The organism is Leuconostoc sp. C5 (assembly GCF_056530425.1).
Window position 1 is genome coordinate 883,150 of sequence record NZ_CP134351.1, and the last position, 22,851, is coordinate 906,000.

18 protein-coding genes are annotated in these 22,851 nt (G+C 37.6%); 13 read left to right on the top strand and 5 right to left on the bottom strand.

What is annotated here, in order from left to right:
* The first annotated feature begins 18 nt into the window (after positions 1 to 18).
* From RHP56_RS04415 to pgmB, 6 genes are all read left to right on the top strand, one after another.
* Positions 19 to 1,545 (top strand): alpha-L-arabinofuranosidase C-terminal domain-containing protein, encoded by a 1,527-nt coding sequence (locus tag RHP56_RS04415; RefSeq protein WP_462794738.1) that lies wholly within the window; start codon positions 19 to 21, stop codon positions 1,543 to 1,545.
* Positions 1,546 to 1,666: 121 nt separating this feature from the next.
* Complete coding sequence (locus tag RHP56_RS04420) at positions 1,667 to 2,653, top strand: LacI family DNA-binding transcriptional regulator (RefSeq protein WP_011679655.1); 987 nt, start codon at positions 1,667 to 1,669, stop codon at positions 2,651 to 2,653.
* Positions 2,654 to 2,655: 2 nt separating this feature from the next.
* Positions 2,656 to 3,609 carry a LacI family DNA-binding transcriptional regulator gene (locus RHP56_RS04425; protein WP_011679656.1) on the top strand — a complete coding sequence of 318 codons (954 nt, stop codon included), beginning with the start codon at positions 2,656 to 2,658 and terminating at the stop codon, positions 3,607 to 3,609.
* A 106-nt stretch (positions 3,610 to 3,715) separates the two neighbouring features.
* Complete coding sequence (locus tag RHP56_RS04430; protein ID WP_462794739.1) at positions 3,716 to 5,068, top strand: SLC45 family MFS transporter; 1,353 nt, start codon at positions 3,716 to 3,718, stop codon at positions 5,066 to 5,068.
* Between the two features lie 44 nt (positions 5,069 to 5,112).
* Positions 5,113 to 7,371, top strand: coding sequence for a glycoside hydrolase family 65 protein (locus RHP56_RS04435; RefSeq protein WP_141266681.1), 2,259 nt, complete (start codon positions 5,113 to 5,115; stop codon positions 7,369 to 7,371).
* A gap of 16 nt (positions 7,372 to 7,387) precedes the next feature.
* Positions 7,388 to 8,074: a beta-phosphoglucomutase gene (gene pgmB, locus RHP56_RS04440; protein WP_011679659.1), complete on the top strand. Its 687-nt coding sequence runs from the start codon at positions 7,388 to 7,390 to the stop codon at positions 8,072 to 8,074.
* A gap of 50 nt (positions 8,075 to 8,124) precedes the next feature.
* Here the strand turns inward: pgmB and RHP56_RS04445 are convergent, their stop codons facing one another.
* Positions 8,125 to 9,132 (bottom strand): LacI family DNA-binding transcriptional regulator, encoded by a 1,008-nt coding sequence (locus RHP56_RS04445; RefSeq protein WP_011679660.1) that lies wholly within the window; start codon positions 9,130 to 9,132, stop codon positions 8,125 to 8,127.
* Between the two features lie 109 nt (positions 9,133 to 9,241).
* Here RHP56_RS04445 and RHP56_RS04450 point away from each other — a divergent pair, with 109 nt between their 5' ends.
* The 6 genes from RHP56_RS04450 to RHP56_RS04475 all read left to right on the top strand — a co-directional run bounded on the left by RHP56_RS04450 (position 9,242) and on the right by RHP56_RS04475 (position 18,543).
* Positions 9,242 to 10,912: a glycoside hydrolase family 13 protein gene (locus RHP56_RS04450; RefSeq protein WP_102753189.1), complete on the top strand. Its 1,671-nt coding sequence runs from the start codon at positions 9,242 to 9,244 to the stop codon at positions 10,910 to 10,912.
* A gap of 81 nt (positions 10,913 to 10,993) precedes the next feature.
* Positions 10,994 to 12,358 carry an SLC45 family MFS transporter gene (locus RHP56_RS04455; protein ID WP_011679662.1) on the top strand — a complete coding sequence of 455 codons (1,365 nt, stop codon included), beginning with the start codon at positions 10,994 to 10,996 and terminating at the stop codon, positions 12,356 to 12,358.
* Positions 12,359 to 12,361: 3 nt separating this feature from the next.
* Entirely contained in the window at positions 12,362 to 14,044 is a 1,683-nt protein-coding gene (locus RHP56_RS04460) for a glycoside hydrolase family 13 protein (RefSeq protein WP_042252076.1), read from the top strand.
* A gap of 227 nt (positions 14,045 to 14,271) precedes the next feature.
* Positions 14,272 to 15,132, top strand: a complete 861-nt coding sequence (locus tag RHP56_RS04465; protein WP_102753673.1) for a PRD domain-containing protein — start codon at positions 14,272 to 14,274, stop codon at positions 15,130 to 15,132.
* 97 nt (positions 15,133 to 15,229) lie between these two features.
* On the top strand, positions 15,230 to 17,068 hold the full coding sequence (locus tag RHP56_RS04470) for a beta-glucoside-specific PTS transporter subunit IIABC (protein WP_102753674.1): 1,839 nt from the start codon (positions 15,230 to 15,232) through the stop codon (positions 17,066 to 17,068).
* A 14-nt stretch (positions 17,069 to 17,082) separates the two neighbouring features.
* On the top strand, positions 17,083 to 18,543 hold the full coding sequence (locus tag RHP56_RS04475; RefSeq protein ID WP_102753675.1) for a glycoside hydrolase family 1 protein: 1,461 nt from the start codon (positions 17,083 to 17,085) through the stop codon (positions 18,541 to 18,543).
* A 50-nt stretch (positions 18,544 to 18,593) separates the two neighbouring features.
* Here RHP56_RS04475 and RHP56_RS04480 read toward each other — a convergent pair whose 3' ends face one another.
* Positions 18,594 to 19,139, bottom strand: coding sequence for a GNAT family N-acetyltransferase (locus RHP56_RS04480; protein ID WP_102753676.1), 546 nt, complete (start codon positions 19,137 to 19,139; stop codon positions 18,594 to 18,596).
* 233 nt (positions 19,140 to 19,372) lie between these two features.
* On the opposite strand from RHP56_RS04480, the gene RHP56_RS04485 reads away from it, so the two are divergent.
* Positions 19,373 to 19,828: a GAF domain-containing protein gene (locus RHP56_RS04485; RefSeq protein ID WP_011679668.1), complete on the top strand. Its 456-nt coding sequence runs from the start codon at positions 19,373 to 19,375 to the stop codon at positions 19,826 to 19,828.
* Positions 19,829 to 19,902: 74 nt separating this feature from the next.
* Here RHP56_RS04485 and RHP56_RS04490 read toward each other — a convergent pair whose 3' ends face one another.
* The 3 genes from RHP56_RS04490 to RHP56_RS04500 all read right to left on the bottom strand — a co-directional run bounded on the left by RHP56_RS04490 (position 19,903) and on the right by RHP56_RS04500 (position 22,837).
* Positions 19,903 to 21,471, bottom strand: coding sequence for a polysaccharide biosynthesis protein (locus RHP56_RS04490; protein WP_102753677.1), 1,569 nt, complete (start codon positions 21,469 to 21,471; stop codon positions 19,903 to 19,905).
* A 75-nt stretch (positions 21,472 to 21,546) separates the two neighbouring features.
* Positions 21,547 to 22,524 (bottom strand): LacI family DNA-binding transcriptional regulator, encoded by a 978-nt coding sequence (locus RHP56_RS04495; protein WP_025268037.1) that lies wholly within the window; start codon positions 22,522 to 22,524, stop codon positions 21,547 to 21,549.
* Positions 22,525 to 22,597: 73 nt separating this feature from the next.
* The gene (locus RHP56_RS04500) at positions 22,598 to 22,837 is read right to left on the bottom strand and encodes a hypothetical protein (protein ID WP_014324641.1); all 240 of its coding nucleotides are present in this window, start codon (positions 22,835 to 22,837) and stop codon (positions 22,598 to 22,600) included.
* Positions 22,838 to 22,851 lie beyond the last annotated feature (14 nt).

A 22,851-nucleotide genomic window follows, 5' to 3' on the forward strand; every position in this document is an offset into this window, starting at 1 on the left:
AAATCTTCTGGAGGAAAAATGAAAGTTAAAATAGAAAAACGTCAAAATGAGACTAAAATCAATCCACGTTTACATGGTCAATTTATAGAATTTCTTGGTAATGCGATAAATGATGGTATATGGGTCGGAAAAGAAAGTAAAATCCCAAACATTAATGGGATGCGGTTAGATGTCATTAACGCCTTGAAAGAAATTGAACCTCCAATTATAAGGTGGCCAGGTGGTGTATTTGCGGATCATTACAATTGGCGAGACGGAGTTGGGGAAAAAAGGGAAAAGGTATTTAACGAAGGATTCGGAACATATAGCGTTGAAACCAATGAGTTTGGTACGGATGAGTTTCTAGAATTTGCGTCACTGATTCATTCTGAGCCATGGATCAATGTTAATTTATTAACTGGTTCAGCTCGGGAAATGACTGAGTGGATGGAATATATTAATCGTAAGCAGTCAACGTATTTATCAAAAAAGAGAAAAGATTCTGGTCATGAAAAACCCTATGATGTAAATTATTGGGGAATCGGGAATGAAGTTTGGGGTGGTGGAGGCATGATGACCCCCGAGCAATATGTTGCTGATTACCGAAAGTACGCAACGGCGGCACCAACATTTGCATTGAATCAGTTTTCAGAGGATTCGCGCTACTTCATTTTGAGTGGTGCCGATGCTAATAAACCAAAAGAACGCCGTTATTGGACTAAAAGTGTAATGAAGGAATTAGCAAGGGCTCGTCCACCAAAAGTTGATGGTTATGATTTGCATTGGTATAACTGGTACCTGGGTAATGAGTTTTCCGCCTCAGCAACAGATTTTAATGCCAACGACTGGTATCAAGTAATTAAAGGTGCGACAGAATTAGAAGATATCCTTAAAGAACAATACAATTTGATTCAAGATGGTTTGGATCAACTGCCAGAACCTGAAGGAGAGTTTGATCAAAAACTAGAGAAAATGGATCTGATTTTAGGTGAGTGGGGCAATTGGTATGGGAGAGCTTTTTTTGAAGCGAAGGCACTGTATCAACAAAATACAATGCGCGATGCGATAACAACTGCAATCGTTTTAGATATTCTTCATTCTAATGCTGATAAAGTTAAAATGGCTAGTATGGCTCAGACAATTAATGTGTTAAATGCATTAATATTAACTAACGGTGAACAATTTGTGCTAACACCAGTATATGATATTTTCAAGATGTACAAAGTGCATAGAAATAATGATGTTCTAGATGTGACAATAACAGATGAGAATAGTGATCACGTTAAGTTTTTTGCATCAATAAATGACAAAATAATTTACTTAAATGTGATTAATTTTGATTTGACTGAAACCATCAGTGTTGACATTGATTTACCAGGATTGGTACTTCAGTATCAAAAGGAGGAGTTAGCGGCCAATGATATGCATGAAACCAATACGTTCGAGGATCCTAATCACCTACGTGCAGTGATTGTTGAACAGCGTAATAATGTTTCTGCGAATGAGTTATTTGATATTAGCATAAAGCCAATGTCAGTTTCTGTATTCAAAATTGTATTAGGTTAGTCTAAAGTTAAACTATTTAAAGAATGTGAAATAGTTGGTGTATTTCCGAAAAGTCAGAAAAAGATTGAGACACCCGTCTCGATCTTTTTCATGTTAAAATAACGTGGACAGGAGGTTTGGTATGGTAACGATACAAGATATTGCAAACAAAACTGGTGTGGCTATTTCAACAGTATCACGCGCTTTAGGGGATTCCCCAAAAATAAGTTTAAGAACTAAAGAACGTATCAGAAAAGCGGCGCGTGACATGGGTTATACACCTAACTTTGCTGCCAGAAACTTAACGCAAACTGAAAGTAATACGGTTGGCGTTGTGTTTCAACCTCAATCAGAAGGTAATACAGATAATGACTTTGCCATGCAAATTCTATTTGGTATTAATGCGCAATTAATTGCGCGTCGTTATTTATTGACTACAGCTACGGGCAGCAATTGGTCTGAGGTGTTTAATGCAGTTAAAATGATGGTTGAAGCCGGACAAGTTCGACGCTTTATTTTACTATATACAGTCGAAAATGATCCAATTGCCGAATTGCTTCGTGAGAATCATGCACGTGTTGTAGTTACAGGTGAGCCAGAAATTGCTACGAATATTTTGTATGTAGATAACGATAATCGCAAAGCAAGCGCTGAAGCTACCAAAAACTTAGTGTCTAGTTTTCAGTTAAAATCACCAGTTTTTGTCAGAACGTTAGCTGATTGGCGCTTTGAAGATAATCGAGAGTTGGGCTTTCGTGAAGCACAAGAAGAAGGTGATGTTTTATCTTTACCCTTGGAATTCACGCAACAAAAGCAGGTCTTACAGAAATATTTTGAGCAACATCAAACGGTTGACGGAATAGTTGCCAGTGACGATAAACTTGGTTATTTGGCACGTAATCAAGCACAAGCTCATCTTCCCAGTCATCCTAAATTGCCGACAATTGCATTTAACTGTTCTGAATACGCCCGCTTGGGAGGGAAAAACTTTTATTCTGTTGATGTCTTACCAAGGACTCTTGGCAGTGAAGCAGTCCGATTGTTATTTAATGACCAGCAATCGCCACTTGAGAAAACTGAAGCTAGCAGCGTCATTGTTCCGTATCGTATACCAAAAATAGGTGAATAATAATGACAAATTTAAATGATGTTGCGCGCAATGCACACGTGTCTAAAATGACAGTTAGTCGTGTAATTAATCATCCCGAACGAGTTTCAGATGAATTGAAAGAGCTTGTAGAGAAAGCAATTCAGGACGTTGGATATGAGCCAAATCGCATGGCAAAAGCGCTTGTTAACAAGCGCCATTATGTGATTAGATTTTTACTCTTAGAGGATGTCACAACAGTTGAACCAAATTACGCCAAGCTATTGATTCATATTGCTAATTATCTCCAAGAGAGCGGCTACACGCTCGAAATAAGTACCGATTTAGCCGCCAGTACAAACAATATTGACGGGATGATTGTTAGTGGCTGGCGTCAAGCGGACTTAGAGGGTTTATCATTAGTGACCGTACCAATTATTTTGTATGGTGTGGCACCGGAAAATTCACGTCTTTCTTATGTTGACGTTCATAATAAACAAGGAATTGAGATGGCAACGCAATATATGATAGACAGGGGTTATCAGGATATTTGGTACATTGGAATTGCAATTGATTTACCATTTGCTAAGCAGCGGGCGTTAGGCTATCGTTCGGTCATGAATAAGTATGGTATGAGTCAAAAAGTTTTTGCGACAGAAAACCATGCCCACTCAGCGGATATATTGATGACGAATATGGTGACAAGTATTCAATCAAATACTGGTTTCGTCTGCGCGACAGATCGCATTGCTTTGGGTGTTGTCAGATCCTTGACACGTATTTATGAAGTGCCAACTGACTTTGGAGTAATTGGATTTGATGGTGTATTTATTGACCAAATTTCCTCGCCACAATTAACGACAATTAGGCAACCGCTTGCATTAATTGCAAAAAATTTGGTCAAGGAGATAGTAAACCGAGTTGAGTCTGATGAAGAAAATACCAAAATTGAAGTTAATATTACGCCAGAACTAATTATCCGCGATTCAACGCAATGAAATGATGTTACCGTTAACATCGGGCAAACGCTTCCAAATATTTATCTACTGCTTTATACTGTTCAATGTAAACGGTTACAAAAATAATATTTTGGAGGCAGAAATAATGGATGATAAGCATAAAGGGCAGGGATTGCCTAATTTGCCGCTTAGCACAATTTGGATGTTGAGTTTTGGGTTCTTAGGTGTGCAAATGGCTTTTTCCTTGCAAAGTTCACAAATGGGAAGAATTTTCCAAACATTGGGTGCTGACCCAACAAAACTTGGTTTTTTCTTCATATTGCCACCTTTGGCTGGACTATTTGTTCAACCCTTGGTTGGTTACTTTTCAGATCGAACATGGACCAAGCGTTTTGGACGACGCATGCCATACTTGTTAGTTGGTGCATTAGTTTCGGTTATAGTAATGTTCCTGTTACCAAATTCTGGTAGCTTTGGATTTTCTACAACCGCAGCATTATGGTTTGGCGCAATAACGATTTTGTTTATGGATCTTAGTTCAAATGTGGCTATGCAACCTTTTAAAATGGTTGTTGGTGATATGGTTAATGAAGATCAGAAATCATACGCCTATTCTATTCAGAGTTTCTTATCAAATACAGGTTCTGTACTAGCTACAATTTTTCCTTTCTTGTTAACAGCAATTGGGGTTGCTAATACTGCTGACAAAGGACAGGTTCCAGCTTCGGTTATTATTTCCTTTTACGTTGGTGCAGTTGTATTAGTTGTCTTCTCATTAGTTGCGGTATTCAACGTAAAAGAATACGATGACGCAACTTACGAGCTTTATCATGGTTACGCATTAAACACGCCAAATGATAATGATGGTGGGTTTTTAACTTTATTGAAGCGCGCACCAAAAACATTTTGGATGGTTACTGTGACACAATTCTTCTGCTGGATGGCTTTCCAGTATTTGTGGACATACGGTACAGGTGCAGTTGCAGATAATGTCTTCCATGCAACCGACCCAACAACAGCAGGTTATCAAAATGGTGGAAACTGGTTTGGAATGTTGTCGGCGGTTTATGCAATTGCTGCCGTACTCTGGTCGTTAGTACTGTCTAAAATTCCGGCAGAAAAAAATAAATTTGGGTATGCTTTGTCGCTTCTATTAGGGGCAACAGGATTCATTTCAGTTTTCTTTATCCATTCACAATATCTTTTAATTGCATCTTTCATTTTGATTGGTATTTCATGGGCAGGGATGATGGCTTATCCATTTATCATGGTTACTAATGCATTGAACGGCGATCACATGGGCACTTATCTCGGGCTATTCAACGGCTCTATATGCCTGCCACAAATTGTGGCGTCAGTTGCAAGTTTTGTTGTATTTCCAGCATTAGGATCACATTTTCCATCAATGATCTTAGTTTCAGGGGTTTTGATGCTATTGGGTGCAGTTAGTGTTGGTTTTATTAAGGAAATTCATAGTAATCCAGTGAATGCAGATTAATATAGTAATAACGTTACCGTAAAGAAGAAAGAGGCATAAAAATAATGAAAAGAATTTTTGAAATTAACCCTTGGACAGTCGTAACGCACGATTTAAATCCTGAAGACAAACGCCTACAGGAATCTATGACAAGTTTGGGAAACGAATATATGGGCATGCGTGGTATGTTTGAAGAGGTTTATTCAGGCGATACACACCAAGGTATCTATATTGGAGGCGTGTGGTTTCCAGATAAAACAAGAGTTGGCTGGTGGAAAAATGGTTACCCACTTTACTTTGGAAAAGCTATTAATGCTTTGAATTTTGTGAAAGCAGACATTTATATTGATGGTCATCAAATTGATTTAGCCAAGAATGAATTTCAGGATTTTGAAGTATCCTTAGATATGAAACATGGTGTTTTGAAGCGTCGATTTACAGTCTTTGGCGTTGAAGTTCAAGTATCACGTTTCGTTTCAGCCGCGTTTAAAGAACTAGCCGATATTCACTATACCTTTACATCCGTGGATGGATATAAGCATAACATTCGTTTTGATGCTAGCATTGATGCTGATGTAGTCAATGAAGATGCTAATTATGACGAAAAATTTTGGCAAGTTTTAGATGCCGGTAATGATGTTGCATCGTCATTTATTGCCACACAAACCATTGAGAATCCATTTGGTGTACCACAATTCACAGTGGTTGCTCGTCAAAGTTTCATTGGTGGCGAAAAACACGGCACTAATCGTGGAACAAAAGAAGTTACTGATAACTTTGATATTGAGGTACCAACTAAAGGCGTAGTAAATTTTGAAAAGCGTGTTATCGTAACCACTTCTCGAGATTATGATAGTTTAAAAGAAACGATAGATGCTGGGACAGCGTTGACGAACAAAGTTTTAGGAAAATCTTATCAAGAAATATATGAAGACCATGCGCAAGAATGGTTGAAACGGTGGGAGAAGGCTGACGTTCAAATTGAAGGTGATGATGCTGCGCAACAAGGTATTCGGTTCAATTTGTTCCACCTCTTCTCAACTTACTATGGTAACGACCCACGGCTAAATATTGGACCAAAAGGCTTCACCGGTGAAAAGTATGGTGGTGCAACGTACTGGGACACAGAAGCTTTCGCCATTCCGGTCTATCTAGGTGTTGCTGATCCATCAGTTACAAGATCACTGTTGCAATATCGTTTTGATCAACTTGATGGTGCCTTTCATAATGCTAAACAACAAGGCCTAAAAGGGGCGCTTTATCCAATGGTGACTTTTGATGGTATTGAATCTCATAATGAGTGGGAAATAACATTTGAAGAGATTCACCGTAATTCAACTATTGCTTATGCGATTTATAATTATACAAATATTACTGGAGATCACTCTTGGTTAGACGGGGATGGGGCGCAAGTACTTTACAGCATCGCACGTTTCTGGGCTAATCGCGTTCACTATTCAAAACGCAATGATCAGTATATGATTCACGGTGTCACTGGACCTAATGAATATGAAAATAATGTTAATAATAATTACTACACTAATTGGATGGCTAAATGGGTATTACAGTATTCGCTTGATCACTATGACGAAATTAATGACAAGCAAAAGGCAAAGCTAGCTATTACCGATGAAGAGTTGGTTCAATGGCAAGATATTGTTACCAAAATGTATTTGCCAGAAGCTGATGTTGATACAAAAAATGGCAAAAAACATATTTTTGTACAACATGATACATTTTTGGATAAAGATTTAACCCCAATTGCTGATATGCCACAAGATATTCGTCCAATCAACCAAAACTGGTCTTGGGATCGAATACTACGGTCGCCATACATTAAGCAGTCTGACACTTTGCATGCAATGTTCTATTTTCCTGATGCCTTTACTGAAGAAGAGAAACGTAACAATTTTAACTTTTATGAGCCACTGACTGTGCACGAATCATCATTATCACCGTCAGTTCATGCGATATTGGCTGCTGATTTACAAATGGCTGACAAAGCTGTTGAAATGTATGAACGCGCTGCGCGATTGGATTTGGATAATTACAATAATGATACTGATGATGGGTTGCATATTACTGCGATGACCGGTTCATGGTTGGCAATCGTGCAGGGATTTGCAGGAATGCGAGTACGAAATGACGAATTACATTTAAAGCCATTTTTGCCTAAAAATTGGACAAAATACGCTTTCCGTTTGGTTTTCCGTGGTCATGTTTTGGAAGTGACGGTTGACAAAGAAGGTACAGATGTCCAACTGATTTCTGGTGACCCACTTACGATTAATTTATTGGGTGAGCAAGTCACGTTAACGAGATAATAAGGAGGACAAATCAATGCAGAAATTCAAAGATATTAAGGGATTTGCTTTTGATTTAGATGGGGTCATTGCAGATACAGCTCGATTTCATGGACAAGCTTGGCATCAGACTGCTGATGAAGTCGGCACAACTTGGACACCACAATTGGCTGAATCACTCAAAGGTATTAGTCGCATGGAATCATTGCAAATGATTTTAGACGCGGGTAATCATGCGGATGATTTTTCACAAGCTGATAGAGAAGCACTCGCTGAAAAGAAAAATCATTTCTATCAACGATTGATTGCAACATTAACGGAGGACGACATATTGCCGGGGATGAAAAGTTTTATTCATTCGGCCAAAGTGGCAGGGTACAAAATGTCTATCGCCTCAGCCTCAAAAAACGCTCCTATGATCCTTGATCATTTGGGATTAGCAAATGATTTTGTTGGAATAGTAGATCCAGCAACACTGACAAAGGGAAAACCAGACCCTGAAATTTTTGTTAGAGCTGCAGAAGTGCTAGAACTAGCACCCAATCAAGTGATTGGATTAGAAGATTCAGCAGCCGGTATCGAGTCAATTAATAGTGCTGGTCAAATATCGTTGGCAATTGGTGATGCAGTTGTTTTATCGGCTGCTAATTTAATTTTCAGTTCGACTGTCGATGTTACTTTGCAAAGTATTCAATCTAAAATGGACAAAATCAAGTCCAACTAAAAAAAATCATTAAAGCTACTAGAAATAAGCTTTAATGATTTTTTATTGTGCTAATTATTTTTATTAAGCGTTGTCACTGTACCTGACGGTACGATTTTAGTCTCTGTAAAGAAAACAGCATGTGGTGCTAATTCCTGTTCATCTAGTGCCGAAACAGCCAACTGTCCCATCAATTGAAAATCTTGTTTGGCAGCACTGAGAATGGGCCGGGTTATTTGTGCTATTTCAGTACCGTCAATTGTTACGATAGATAGGTCTTTGGGAACATCTATTTGAGCATCTTTAGCACCATTGAGGATGCCAACGCTGATAATATCAGCCGAACCAATTGCTGCTGTAAAAGGTAACGGTGTGCCAAAATGTTTGACAGCATCCAATCCGGTTTGATAAGTAATATCTGTCCCCCAGATAAAATCAGAGTTATATTGAATACCGTGTTTTGCGAGTGAATCAATAAATCCTTGCCTTCGTAATTTGGAAACAATTGAATTTGAGTTTGAGGAACCAATGAGCGCAATTTTTTCATGTCCATTTTCGTAAAGATAATTAACAATTTGGTGCATCATATCATAATTATCGGAGGAAATTGAAGGGATTTCATTGTTTAATTGATTTGAAACGCTAAGAAGCTGGACATCAGTGTTGGTTAATAGGTTAAAAACCGGGTCAGCAATTTCAATATCTACTGCCAACATGACAATTGCCAGCACTTTTCGAGATAGCAAAGAATGAACGGTTTGCAGCTGTTGTTCTTTGTTTACATCGACAAAGGCGATGAGTAATTCATAGTTGAGCTCATACGCTTTAGACCGCATGCCCTTAATAATTTCATCAGCAAAATTAGTATGCTCGCTTGGTACTAACACGCCAATAACGCGACTTTGTTTTTGTGATAAATCAGCTGCTGATTGATTCTTAAGATAACCCATTGATTCCGCAAGTTCACGAACTCTTTTTGCTGTATCCGCATTAAAACGACCTCGATTAGTTAAAATCCGAGAGACGGATGCTGGTGAAAGCCCAGCTTTATCTGCAATGTCTTTAATAGTAATAGCCATATCAATTATTATAACCTAAAAAGGTTGACTTTCAATATGGAAGCGTTTACAATGTAATTGCGTAAACGTTTACCCAAAAAGTTTTTTAGAAATAATAAGGACGGTTAGTATGGAAAAAGTACAGTGGTGGCAGAATACTGTTGTCTACCAAATTTATCCCAGGAGCTTTCAAGATAGTAACGGAGATGGTGTGGGGGATATACCCGGCATTATTGAACGATTACCCTATTTGAAAGCTCTTGGTGTCCAAGTGATTTGGCTAAGTCCAATTTATCAGTCGCCAAATGATGATAATGGCTATGACATTAGTGATTATCGTAAAGTTTTACCGGAATTTGGAACAATGGCAGATGTTCAAGAAATGCTCGAGGTAGCACATCATTTAGGTCTAAAAATTATGATGGATTTGGTCGTCAACCATACTTCTGATGAACATCAATGGTTTAAAGAGAGTCGTAAAAACAAGGATAATCCTTATCGCAATTATTACATTTGGCGTGATCCTGTGGATGGTCACGAACCTAATAATTGGTTGTCAGACTTTGGTGGATCAGCATGGGAATTTGACAATAATACACAACAGTATTATTTGCATTTATTCTCAAAGAAGCAACCAGATCTTAATTGGGATAACCCCGATTTACGACAAGATATTTACGACACAATGAAATGGTGGTTAGATCAAGGTGTTGATGGTTTTCGCATGGATGTTATTAACCTAATTTCAAAACCATCAGATTTACCAAATGATCCAAATGTCACCTTAGAAAATCATGGCTCATCGATGGATTTTGTTGCTAATGGTCCAAATATTCATGATTATTTACAAGAAATGAATCAAGAAGTATTGTCAAAGCATGATATCATCACTGTTGGTGAAACGCCAGGCGTATCAACAAAGGATGCAATGAAATATGCCGGATTTGATTCGCATGAGTTGCAGATGATTTTCCAGTTTGAACATACTGAGGTTGATAACAGTCATGAGGGATTAGGCAAATGGAGTGATGAACGCTTCAAGCTGGTTGATTTAAAGCGTATTTTATCCAGATGGCAAAATGAGTTGTATGGTAAGGCTTGGAACAGTCTTTATTGGAATAATCATGATCGACCAAGAGTAGTCTCACGATTTGGAAATGATTCAGATGAATATCGCGTATTGTCTGCTAAAATGTTGGCTGCAACTTTACATTTTATGCAGGGAACACCTTATATTTACCAAGGTGAAGAAATTGGTATGACCAATATTGACTTACCATCTATTAAAGACTACCGAGATATTGATACCTTGAATGCATATGATGACTTAGTTGTCCAACAAAGACGAGTTACTGCTGATAAAATGATGTCTTATGTTCATCATTCTTCAAGAGACAATGCACGAACACCAATGCAATGGGATAACACTAAAAATGCCGGATTTACTGAAAGTCACCCATGGTTAAGTGTTAATCCTAATTACCAGACCATCAATGTGGCAGATTCATTAACTGATCAACAGTCAGTCTTTCATTTTTACCAAAAGCTCATCGCCTTAAGGCAAGAGTTATCCATTATCACGACTGGAAAGTATGAAGCGTTGGATCTAGAAGACGAATCTGTTTACGCTTACAAGCGGATTGACAAAGACACGCAATTACTGGTTATTAGCAATTTTACTGATCAAAAGCAAACACGTCATTACGATCGAACCCAATCTGCACAATTAGTTATAAGTAATTATTCAGAAGATCAAGGTGACACACTCAGACCTTACGAATCAAAAGTATATTTGTTTTAATTCAATAAAATGTAAGCGGTTACTTAAATTGCTGTTATTTTAAATTTTTATATGATCACTTAATTAAGGAGAGTGAATATAATGAGTAGTAACGAACACAAAAAAGGTCAGCTTCCGATGCTGACTAGCATGCAACTGTTTTTAATGACTTTTGGTTATGCAGGCGTCCAGGTTGCCTTCTCGGTTCAAACGGGTAATATGGGAAGAATATTCCAGACCTTGGGTTCCGATCCAACGAAATTAGGATTTTTCTTCATCTTGCCCCCTTTGGCAGGTATGATCACGCAACCTTTAATTGGTCTGTTTTCTGACAAAACTTGGTTGCCTAAATTGGGGCGACGAATGCCTTATCTCATTGGTGGCTGTTTAGTATCATTGATTGTTTTACTATTATTGCCCAACACAGGTTCATTTGGTTTTGGTTATGGATCAATGACAGCCTTGTGGTTTGGTGCGGTAACGGTATTGTTCATGGACTTGTCCGCAAACGTTTCAATGCAGCCTTTTAAGATGATTATTCCTGATATGGTCAATGAAAAGCAAACCGACAAAGCCTGGAGCTTACAAAATATATGGGGAAGTTTGGGTGGCGTGATTGCCTTTGTTTTCCCATTTATCTTAACTTCGTTTGGTGTTGCTAACACTGCAGCACGTGGGGTTGTGCCTGATTCAGTTAAGATTTCATTTTATGTTGCAGCTGCAATACTATTATTATCAACCATTTTTACCATTATAAATGTAAAAGAGTATGACCCAGAAACGCTAGCATATTACCATGGTTTCAGGTCTGATGATAAGACACATGAATCGTTTATTGATATTTTGAAACACGCGCCAAAAGTTTTTTGGACCTTAGGCATTGTTGAATTCTTTGTCTGGTTTGGTATTCCATACATGTGGACTTATTCTACTGGTGCTCTGTCAGAAAATATTTGGCACGTTTCAGATCCTGCATCTGCTGGCTACCAAGCAGCAGGTAACTGGTTTGGTATTTTGCAGGCAGTGTACTCGGTTGTTGCAATAGTAGTGGGTATTTTATTTCAAAGATTAAACGATAAAACAAGAAAAATGACGTATTTCTTAAGTTTGATAGCTGGTGGTTTAGGATTTATTATCGTAGCTTATGGTCATACTCATGTGTCGTCGTTAATTGGATTTGTACTAATCGGTATTGGTTGGATTGCATTGATTTCGATTCCATTTACTATTCTGACGAACGCATTGGATGGTAAACATGATGGCGTTTATCTAGGTTTGTTTAATTGCTTTATCTGTATCCCTCAAATTGTTGCTTCGGTAGCAAGTTTTGCTATTTTCCCAGCTGTCGGAAAATCAATGGCCCACATGTTAGCAATTGCAGGCGTCTTTCTGATGATTGGTGGTTGTTTAATTTGGATTGTTAAAGAAGAAAAAACACAAGTAGATATGACACAAAAAGGAGAATGAAAAATGACAGAAGATATTAAGTGGTGGCAAAAAGCAGTTGTTTATCAGGTTTACCCACGATCGTTTCAAGATGCAAATGGAGATGGTATTGGTGATCTTCAAGGCATAGAACAAAGATTAGATTATATTAAAAAATTGGGTGCCGATGTCATTTGGTTAAATCCAATATATGCTTCACCTGACAAAGACAATGGCTACGATATCTCTGATTATGAAGATATTAATGCAAAATTTGGTACAATGCAGGACTTTGATCGATTACTTCAGAAAGCTCATGATAAAGGGATCAAAATTTTGATGGACTTGGTCGTTAATCACACATCAGACCAACACCAATGGTTCATTGAAAGCCGTTCCTCAAAGGATAATGATAAGCGTGACTTTTATATTTGGCGTGATCCAGTTGATGGACATGAGCCCAATAATTGGGGTTCCTTCTTTTCAGGGCCGGCATGGAAATTTGACGAAGAAACTGGGCAGTATTACTTACATTTGTTTGTTGAAGGACAGCCCGATTTGAATTGGGTAAATCCGGAAGTGCGCCAGGCAGTATTTGACATGATGAACTTTTGGGTTGATAAGGGAATTGATGGCTTCCGAATGGATGTTATTTCTTTGATATCAAAACCAGATGGGTTACCAGACGGTGAGGTACCTGAAGGAGGGGAGTATGGTAATTCAGATAAGGCAGTAGCTAATGGGCCCCATGTTCACGAGTATCTGCAAGAAATGCGTGAAAAAGTGCTAAAGAGAGCTGATATGATGACTGTTGGTGAAGCATCTGGTGTTGATATCAATAACGCTATCAAGTATGCAAACACAAATGAATCAGAATTAAATATGGTTTTCCAGTTTGAACATATGGGACTTGATAATAATCCAAATCCAGCTTTGGGAAAATGGTATGATCAAAAAGTTTCTCTAGTTGACCTGAAGGAAAACTTATCCAAGTGGCAAAATGATTTAGCTGGTAAAGCTTGGAATTCACTTTATTGGGATAACCATGATCAACCAAGAGCAGTAAGCCGCTATGGGGATGACCGAGCAGCGTATCGTGTGGTTTCAGCAAAGATGGTTGCGACCTTATTACACTTTATGCAAGGGACACCATATGTCTATCAGGGTGAAGAAATTGGAATGACCAATGCCTATAATTTGCAACGTGAAGATTTCGATGATGTTGAAATCAAAAATGCTTTTAAGTATTTAATTGACAAGGATCATTTGATTGACGAAGACACAATGTTGAAATACGTACATGCGAAAGGACGCGACAATGCACGTACGCCGATGCAATGGGACAGTACAGCGAATGCAGGATTTACAACAGGCACACCATGGCTCAAATTAAACGATAATTATGACACAATAAACGTTGAGCAAGCACTAGCTGACAAGAGTTCTATATTTTACTATTATCAAAAACTAATTCAATTGCGCCATGATTTGCCAATTATCACTACTGGCAAGTATCAGTTGTTGGATCCAAAAGACGAGCAAGTCTATGCGTATCGACGTGTGGGAAACAACGAACAACTGCTTGTTATCAATAACTTCACTGACAATATCGTTACACGAGATTATAGTGTACCAACAAATGCAAAAATTTTGGTTAGCAATTATGCTGATGACAAAGCGGAAACACTTCGTCCGTACGAGTCTAAAGTTTATCAGTTTGAAAAATAGTATCTTGCTTGATGACTGGCATTAAATGTTTATTGTAAACTAATTTATTTAAACTATTGTAAACGCTTTCATTTTGATATATAATAACAATATAAAGTTGGATTGTAACCACTGAATAAATTGCGGTGGGCAAAACCAAATGATAGGGAAACTATACACCTTTCGATAATCGATGGTGATGGGGAACTATTATTTGGTTTTTTATTTTCAAAATATAGGAGTAGACCATGCTGGTAAAAAGAATTTTTAATAATAATGTTCTACTAGCTGAGAATAGCGAACAGGAATTAGTTATCGTTGGGCGCGGCGTTGGTTTCAAGCAAAAAATAGGTAATACGGTTGATTCGAGTAAAATTGAAAAAACTTATTATCCGCAAGATGAAAATTGGACGAGAATGTTTAACGAAATGGCCGATACAATTTCGTCAGATTATGTTGAAATCGCCTCACATATTATTTCAACTGCGGAAAAAAGTTTAGGCCTGTCATTTGACGGATACTTGTTAATTGGACTAGCAGATCACATACAGTTTGCGGTAGAACGCTTACAAAAAAACTTGCCCATTAAAAATGAACTATTATGGGAAACAAAACATTTTTATCCTGATGAATATCGTATTGGTGCACTCGCTGTAGCTTTTATTAATGAACAAATGGGTGTGCAATTACCTGAGGATGAGGTTGGTTTTATTGCTTTGAAGTTTGTTGAAAAGCGTGCTGGCCCAAACTTCAATGAGAAAGCAACCAATATGACGCAGCTCATTGAGAGTGCATTAACATTGATTCGTCATGATTTATTACCTGATATTGATTCTTCTAATCTCAATTATCAGAGATTAATTGTTCATTTGCGTTTCTTCGTAGATCGACTATTAGATGAAAGCCATGTTCAAAAAGGTGAGAATAGTTTTAACAATGTAATGTCGCAGCATTTATCAGAAAGTCTGCAGGAGCGTTACACAAGCTCATACCAATGTGCACAACGTGTGATTAACTATTTTGAAAAACAAACCAAACAAAAAACAGGAGTCAACGAACAAGTTTACTTGACTATGCATCTGCAAAGAATTGTTGATTCTTCAATTTAAATTAGGGATTGTAACTATTTAATTAGGCAAAACCCAAAGATATCATTTATGTGATGTTTTTTGGGTTTTTATTTTACAACATAACGAGGTAGAAAAAATGGATTATGGAGTTTTGGCTAATAATATATTGGCTGGTGTCGGCGGCAAAGATAATATCGGATCCGCTTGGCATTGCGCTACGCGTTTGCGGTTTAAGTTAAAAGATGAAAGCAAGGCAGACACTGAAAAAATAGAAAATATGGATGGTGTGATTACCGTTGTTAAATCAGCGGGTCAATACCAGGTAGTTATTGGAAACAACGTTGCACGGGTTTTTGAACCATTGGCCGATGCAATTGGACTAGCAAGAGATGACGCTCAGAGTGATAATCAAGAAGAAAAAAAGAAAGATAATATTGTTAATCGCTTCATTGGTTTTATTTCAAGTGTTTTCACACCTTTCTTAGGGGCAATGGCCGGAACCGGTGTTTTGAAAGGCTTATTGGCACTTTTTGTGACACTCGGATGGTTGCAAGAGTCCAGTGGAACTTATCAAATTTGGTATGCTGCTGGTGATGCATTCTTCTACTTCTTACCAGTTTGGCTGGCCTTCACAGCTGCAGCACATTTGAAAGTGAATCAATATGTTGCAGCAGCTTTGGCTGGTGCGTTACTTTATCCAAATTTGATTACATTATTAGCAGGGAGTAAGCCTGTAACATTCTTCGGTTTGACCGTTGTCGGAACAACGTACAGTTCGAGTGTTATACCAATCTTGTTAGCAGTTTGGATGTTATCTTATTTACAACCAATTTTGGATAAGTTTTTCCATGATTCTGTTCGTAATATCTTTACACCAATGGTCAGTCTGATTATTATGGTACCAGTTACATTATTGGTTGTTGGTCCATTAGGTACTAGTGTTGGAACTGTGCTATCGTCGTCAGTCGAGAGCGTTTACCGCGTGGCACCTTATGCTGCTGGTGCTGTAATGGGTGCTTTGTGGCAAGTATTTGTTATCTTCGGCGTACATTGGACTTTCGTGCCAGTTATGACAAATAACATCAGTCAGTTAGGCTATGACTACTTGCTACCAATGTTAAGTGTTGCTGTTTTAGCACAGTCGGGTGCCGCACTTGGTGTGTTCCTCAAAACAAAAGATGCTAAGATGAAATCTTTAGCAGGATCATCAGTCCTCACAGGTGTACTAGGCATTACTGAACCGGCCATTTATGGTGTTACACTTAAATTAAAGCGACCATTTATCTTTGCAACGATTGCCGGTGGTATCGGCGGTGCCATTGCTGGTGGGGGTGGCGCACATGCGAATGCCTTTACCTTACCTAGTTTATTAGCCTTACCTACGTATTTGGGTAAAGGATTTACCAGTGTGGTTATTGGTTTGGTTGTCGCCTTCGTTTTGTCAGCAGTTGCTACTTATCTATTCGGTGTACCTAGCCAACCAAAAGACAGTAAAACAGACGCTAAAAACCCCGAAGAAATTCAAGATGACCTAGTCATTGCACCCGTGTCTGGCAACATTATCCCACTAGAATCAGTAAAGGACGAAGTTTTTGCCAGTGGCGCAATGGGCAAAGGTATTGCTATCGTACCTGATGATGATCAAATTGTTTCACCAATAGTAGGTACAGTAGCTGCCGTTTATCCAAGTAAACATGCAATTGGTTTAATCTCCAATGGTGGTGTAGAAGTACTAATTCATGTAGGAATTGACACCGTGCAACTGAATGGAAAGCATTTCAATCAATTAGTTGAACAAGGACAAAAGGTCTCTGTTGGTACGTCATTAATAACCTTTGACCGTCAAGCTATTCAGGAAGCTGGATATGATCCAACGGTGATGGTGATTATCACAAATACAGCAGATTACGAAATCACCGAGACACAAGATACGGTAGCTAACCAAAATTGGTTACTACAACTGAAAGCATTATAAAAAGGAGAATAAAAATGTACAGTAAAGAATCAATCACAGGCTTTCCAAAGGACTTTTTATGGGGTGGCGCAACTGCTGCTAATCAAATTGAAGGGGCGTGGCAAGTAGATGGGAAGGGCTTAACAACAGCTGAAGTCGTACGTAAAGCTGAAGACCGACGTCACGGTTCAATGGGAGATGTTAACGCAGATACCTTACAAGAAGCTATCGCCGATCATTCGGATGTACATTATCCAAAACGTCGTGGAGTTGATTTTTATCATCACTACAAAGAAGATATTGCACTATTTGCAGAAATGGGTTTTAAAGTATTTCGACTTTCAATTGCTTGGTCACGTATTTTTCCAACTGGTTTAGAAGAAAATCCAAATGAAGCTGGGTTAGCTTTTTATGACCGAGTATTTGATGAACTAGATAAATATCATATTGAACCACTCGTGACTCTTTCACATTATGAGATGCCAATTGAACTAACGAAGCGTTACAATGGTTGGTTGGACCGTGAGGTCATCAAGGCATTCAATCACTATACAGAAACTGTTTTTAAAAGATACAAGGACCGAGTTAAGTACTGGTTGACATTCAATGAAATTAATACTAGTGCTTGGGGATTTCATGAAACTGGCGCTATGGATGGTGATTTAAGTACGCAAGAACAGTTACAAGTGCGCTATCAGGCAGTTCATCATCAATTTGTTGCCAGCGCTATTGCGACAAAGCAACTAAAGGAAATTGCGCCCAACGCCAAAATTGGTTCAATGTTAGCTCGCATGCAAACGTATCCAGCAACAGCAAACCCGGTTGATGTGCAAGCAGCACAAGTTGAAGATCAGAAAAATTTGTTTTATACGGATGTCCAAGCACGAGGTGAATATCCAGAATACATGAATCGATATTTCAATGAAAATGGTATCGTTATTAATATGTCTGCTGATGATGAAAAAATTTTGAAACAGTATCCGGTTGATTTTATTAGTTTCAGTTATTATATGACCAACGTGACAGGAGTAGATGGTGTTGAAAACGGGATTGGTAATATGAGTTTGGGTGGTCGTAATCCCTATTTGAAGGAATCAGAATGGGGATGGCAAATCGACCCAATCGGCTTGCGAGTTTCTCTGAATGTCCTGTGGGATCGTTACCGTAAACCATTATTTATTGTTGAAAATGGCTTAGGAGCAGTTGACGAATTAACAGCAGATTACAAAGTACACGATGATTATCGTATTGACTACCTTCGTTTGCACATTGAGCAAATGAAAGAGGCTGTGATTGATGGCGTTGACTTAATGGGCTACACAATGTGGGCACCACTAGATATTATTAGTTTTAGTACTTCTGAGATGAGTAAGCGTTATGGCTTGATTTACGTAGATCAAGATGACGCAGGAAATGGCACATTAAAGCGTTACAAAAAGGATTCGTTCGTCTGGTATCAAAAAGTTATTGAAAGTAATGGTAAAACATTAGAATAATAGCAAAAAGCGACATACTGAAAAACAGTGTCGCTTTTTAATTGAAGTAGTTATTTAGGCTGGAATTTAACAAATATATTCAGATCTTTGAAATCAGCATTATAAGTTATTTGGTCTTTTAATATTGCTTCTAAGGTAAAGTTCAGTCTATGAGCTACAGCTATACTCTTACCATTTTCACTGTCAGATTGAAGGATAATCTTATGAAAATTTAATTTTTCAAAAGCATAGTCCAACACAAGATTTACTGAGCTGGAAATGATGCCCAGACCTTGGTAATTACTCGATAACCAATAACCTAGCTCTGCTCTTTTGTTTTTCCTGTTAATATTGTGTAAGTCAATCATTCCCACGGGAGTATTATTAACGAGTATCGTCAGCATAAACAATTCTTGTTTGGCCATTTTAAGCCGAGCATAATTTAAAAATTGTGCCTCATCTTCTACGGTTTTAATATTAGGTGTCCAAGGCATCCAGCGTGATAGAGTTTCCCTATCTTGATTAATAATACGAAATAATTCAGCAGCGTGACTGTTTTCGGGCATGACTAACTGGACTTTATAATGATCTATTACGAATTTTTGAAAAGTGAACATTTTAAACTCCTTAATACCTTTAAATTATACTCTTTCAATGAAATAGTTTGCGTTTTTTACGAAAGTATCGTGATCATTTAATTAACAACAAGTTTGTACAGTCTAGTAATTTATATCAATTGCAGAAGTAGATCAGCTGAATAATAAGTGTTTAATAATTTACTCGGAACTTGTTTTATGTTAATATACTTATAATTAATAAGTATATTACTTTAATAAAAAGAGGTGTGTTCATGAGTAAAGTTATAAGTTTGGTTGGTCAACAGTTAGATGCGTTACTAGAAAATGAGACTAATATCGTTTCCAACCTAGCAAATGCTGCTGCCTTATTGTTTCAAAACTATGAGAACCTGAACTGGGCAGGTTTTTATATCTACAACGATGATGCTAAAGAGTTGGATTTAGGCCCATTTCAGGGTAAAGTGGCATGCATGCATATCAAGCCTGGATCAGGCGTGGTAGGGACAGCTTTTGCTAACAAAGAAAGTATTGTTGTACCGAACGTGCATGATTTTGCTGGCCACATTGCTTGTGATGCTGATAGTAATTCGGAATTAGTGGTACCAATATTTAAAAATGGACAAATTTATGGAATAATTGATATCGATTCGCCATTACTGAACCGCTTTGGTGAGAACGAAAAAAATGAAGTAGAAGAGCTTGCTGAAATCTTAGCAAATCATATTTAACGTCCATACTATAAATTAAAGGCAACTGAGTTGAACAGTTGCCTTTTTATTTTGATAGGAATCCGTATCAGTGTCTACCTATTTTTGAGGATATCTAGTACTTGGCATTTCTGGTAAATAACCAATACTAGTAAACCTCCTAGCGACCCAACTAATGCCAGAAAAAGACCTGAGCTAACTCTAGTATCCGGAACAAAATGATTGGATACTAGACTCAATCCGGTAAACAGTATTAATAACATAAATGAGCTAACATAGATGGCATTTAATACTTTTGTATTTAAAAAGTCAAGAAGTTCAAATCGATGATTAATATAACTGCCCATAATAATTGTGACAATAACCAGAGAAATAAACGTTGATAATAAAGCGCCTAGAGAGCTTGTTAAATAGATCATAATAGGCTGGCATAGGATTTTAACAGCCATGCCCCAGCCAATTGCCCTAAGTGCTATGCCAGTTTTACTGAGTCCTTGTAAAATCATGGCTAGGACAGATGTTAACCCCATGAATAGCGCAATAACCGCTGAAATTTGTACCATTGGTATATATAAGCTTTCCGCAGCATAATTTCCATAAAATAAAATGTAGACCGGTTTACTCAATGAGTAAAGTGCTGCACAAGCAGGTAAGGTAATGGCACAAAATAATACGTAAGCTTGACTAATATATTTTCTTAGTACCTCATGATTGTACCGGCTTTTCGAAATTAGAGGCAAAATAGTTGATGCAATTGAAACAGACAATGAAACCACAATCATAATTAGCTTATTACTATTAAAATTGAACAAGCCAAAAATCGTTTCAATTTTGTTACTTGACAGCATAGGATTGAATTTTGACATCAGTACGTGAAAACTGAATTGATCTATCCATTGATAGGCAACTAAGAAACCACCAATGACGACGAAAGGCAAAGACTGAACAATAATATGCTTAAAATCGATGATTTCTGGTTCAGAATTTTCTTTAAGGAAATCAGCATTTAATAGCTGTTTTTTTGAAAGTGAGTTGGTACAGAAGAGTAAGTAAAGGGTTGCAACCCAAGCGCCAATTGATGCTGCAAATGTTGAATGTACAACCACAGTTACCCAACTGCCATGCTGTAGTTGTAAAATGACATATGCAGATCCTAACATATAGGCCACGCGGACGACTTGCTCAATCACGTCAGACTTGGCAATTTCTGCCATTCTTAGGTCACCCTGCAGTCGACCTCTTAAAACAGATAAAAATGGAAACACTAATACAGCTAAAGAAAGAGATCTTAGAACAGGAATCAATTTTACGTCACTGGCAGAAAGGATAGGGGCTAAGGACCATAATGCAACGCAACAAATAAATCCCGCGACCCAACTTAGTCGCGTCGCATTTTTCAAGAATTGATGCTTACTATTACCTTCAAGTCGTGCCGTAAATTTAGCAACAGCTGAAGGTAATCCAGCAGTCGATAACATTAAGAAAAATTGATATAAATTATAGCCTTTACCCATCAAAGTGTTAGCTTGGAGTGATAATGCACCTAACATCATTGTCCAAGGGATGACATACAATGCGCCTAAAACTCGCGAAGTAATATTGCCAAAAGCAAGCCATGCGGTACCATTGGTGAGTTGGTTTTGGGATAATTTTTTTAGTCTCATTTTATTATTGTAACACTGATAATTATTTCAATATATTAGTGCGTCTAAATTTGAAAAGGGATTGCATAAATATAGTTACAAAGTAGTCATTCCTTTGACAAAATGGACTGGTAAGGTGACGTGATTGTGGGACGCTGTAGTAGTAGTTTTTTGATTCATTTGTGATAATAATTTTTCTACTGATGATTTGGCGATTTCGGCAGTAGGCTGTTTAATTGAAGATAAAAAAATTTGTTGTCGTGAATAAATACGAGCACCATCAAATCCTATTATTTGTACATCTTTGGGTACATTAATTCCCTTTTGAGTAAGCAAAAAGTAAAAATCACTCGCGAATTCATCAGAATCAGAAAAAACACCGTCGTACTTAAATGTTGTATTTACAGTATTTTTATTAATGAACGTAGCAAAGTCGTCCACAAAATTGGCAATGTCACGTGTTACAAATTTAGCGACAGTAATATTGTGTTCATGACAGTAGTCAAAAAATCCTTGTTCACGAATAGCTGATATATTTCTCACAGGCGCCTTTGAAATAAATAAAAGTCGTTTAGCACCAGACTTAACTAGAGTTTCTCCCGCTAGCTGTCCTCCAGAATAGTTATCTGAAACAACCAATGGCACTTGATCGGAAACTTTTTTTTCAATGGAAACGAGCGGTATATCTGTTGCAATTAAATTAGCTGCATCAGCGTAGGACATCGTGATTAATCCTGCAACTTTTTGTGTATTAGCCATCTGTATGTATTCAATTTCATCTTCTGAGCGATTATTCGAGTTGCATAATATCATTTTATAGCCATTTTTTTGCAACTCTTGTTGCATGTAGTAGCTCAATTCCGAAAAAAACGGTGAGTTGACTGTCGGAATGATGAAAACAACGAAATTTGATTGGCTAGTTTTTAAAGAACGTGCCGTAGCATTTGGCACATAGTTTAGCTCCGCTATGGCTTCTGCTATTTTTTTCTGTGTATTAGGCTTGGTTTTTTTTCCATTAATGTAATTAGACACAGAACCTCTAGAAACACCAGCTAAGCTAGCCACATCGTTCATATTAACCAATTTCAAATACCTTCTTCAATAAATTATGTAATAAAAAAGTGCCTAATTGGCACTTTTACAATTATTATGGTGTAAACCTTCCTGATAACATTTTATCAAATAATTCTGACATTTGTTGTTGTTTCATGTTTTCTATTTGCTTCACTTCTAAATGATTGAAGTCTTCTATCATGAAGTAGGCTTCTAAATAAAGTGTCAATTGATTTTTAATAAATCGTTGGTTTGTTAGCTTCTCTGGACGATTTGTGTTGCTTATTAGAGCCATCGCAAATTCGTGTGGATCAATGGTAAAGTTTTTCTCCATGGTCGTTATCCTTT

Bases quoted from the DNA above. Each gene is read 5' to 3' on its own strand.
- RHP56_RS04415 (WP_462794738.1), top strand. From the start codon at position 19: ATGAAAGTTAAAATAGAAAAACGTCAAAATGAGACTAAAATCAATCCA.
- RHP56_RS04420 (WP_011679655.1), top strand. From the start codon at position 1,667: ATGGTAACGATACAAGATATTGCAAACAAAACTGGTGTGGCTATTTCA.
- RHP56_RS04425 (WP_011679656.1), top strand. From the start codon at position 2,656: ATGACAAATTTAAATGATGTTGCGCGCAATGCACACGTGTCTAAAATG.
- RHP56_RS04430 (WP_462794739.1), top strand. From the start codon at position 3,716: ATGGATGATAAGCATAAAGGGCAGGGATTGCCTAATTTGCCGCTTAGC.
- RHP56_RS04435 (WP_141266681.1), top strand. From the start codon at position 5,113: ATGAAAAGAATTTTTGAAATTAACCCTTGGACAGTCGTAACGCACGAT.
- pgmB (WP_011679659.1), top strand. From the start codon at position 7,388: ATGCAGAAATTCAAAGATATTAAGGGATTTGCTTTTGATTTAGATGGG.
- RHP56_RS04445 (WP_011679660.1), bottom strand. From the start codon at position 9,132: ATGGCTATTACTATTAAAGACATTGCAGATAAAGCTGGGCTTTCACCA.
- RHP56_RS04450 (WP_102753189.1), top strand. From the start codon at position 9,242: ATGGAAAAAGTACAGTGGTGGCAGAATACTGTTGTCTACCAAATTTAT.
- RHP56_RS04455 (WP_011679662.1), top strand. From the start codon at position 10,994: ATGAGTAGTAACGAACACAAAAAAGGTCAGCTTCCGATGCTGACTAGC.
- RHP56_RS04460 (WP_042252076.1), top strand. From the start codon at position 12,362: ATGACAGAAGATATTAAGTGGTGGCAAAAAGCAGTTGTTTATCAGGTT.
- RHP56_RS04465 (WP_102753673.1), top strand. From the start codon at position 14,272: ATGCTGGTAAAAAGAATTTTTAATAATAATGTTCTACTAGCTGAGAAT.
- RHP56_RS04470 (WP_102753674.1), top strand. From the start codon at position 15,230: ATGGATTATGGAGTTTTGGCTAATAATATATTGGCTGGTGTCGGCGGC.
- RHP56_RS04475 (WP_102753675.1), top strand. From the start codon at position 17,083: ATGTACAGTAAAGAATCAATCACAGGCTTTCCAAAGGACTTTTTATGG.
- RHP56_RS04480 (WP_102753676.1), bottom strand. From the start codon at position 19,139: ATGTTCACTTTTCAAAAATTCGTAATAGATCATTATAAAGTCCAGTTA.
- RHP56_RS04485 (WP_011679668.1), top strand. From the start codon at position 19,373: ATGAGTAAAGTTATAAGTTTGGTTGGTCAACAGTTAGATGCGTTACTA.
- RHP56_RS04490 (WP_102753677.1), bottom strand. From the start codon at position 21,471: ATGAGACTAAAAAAATTATCCCAAAACCAACTCACCAATGGTACCGCA.
- RHP56_RS04495 (WP_025268037.1), bottom strand. From the start codon at position 22,524: ATGAACGATGTGGCTAGCTTAGCTGGTGTTTCTAGAGGTTCTGTGTCT.
- RHP56_RS04500 (WP_014324641.1), bottom strand. From the start codon at position 22,837: ATGGAGAAAAACTTTACCATTGATCCACACGAATTTGCGATGGCTCTA.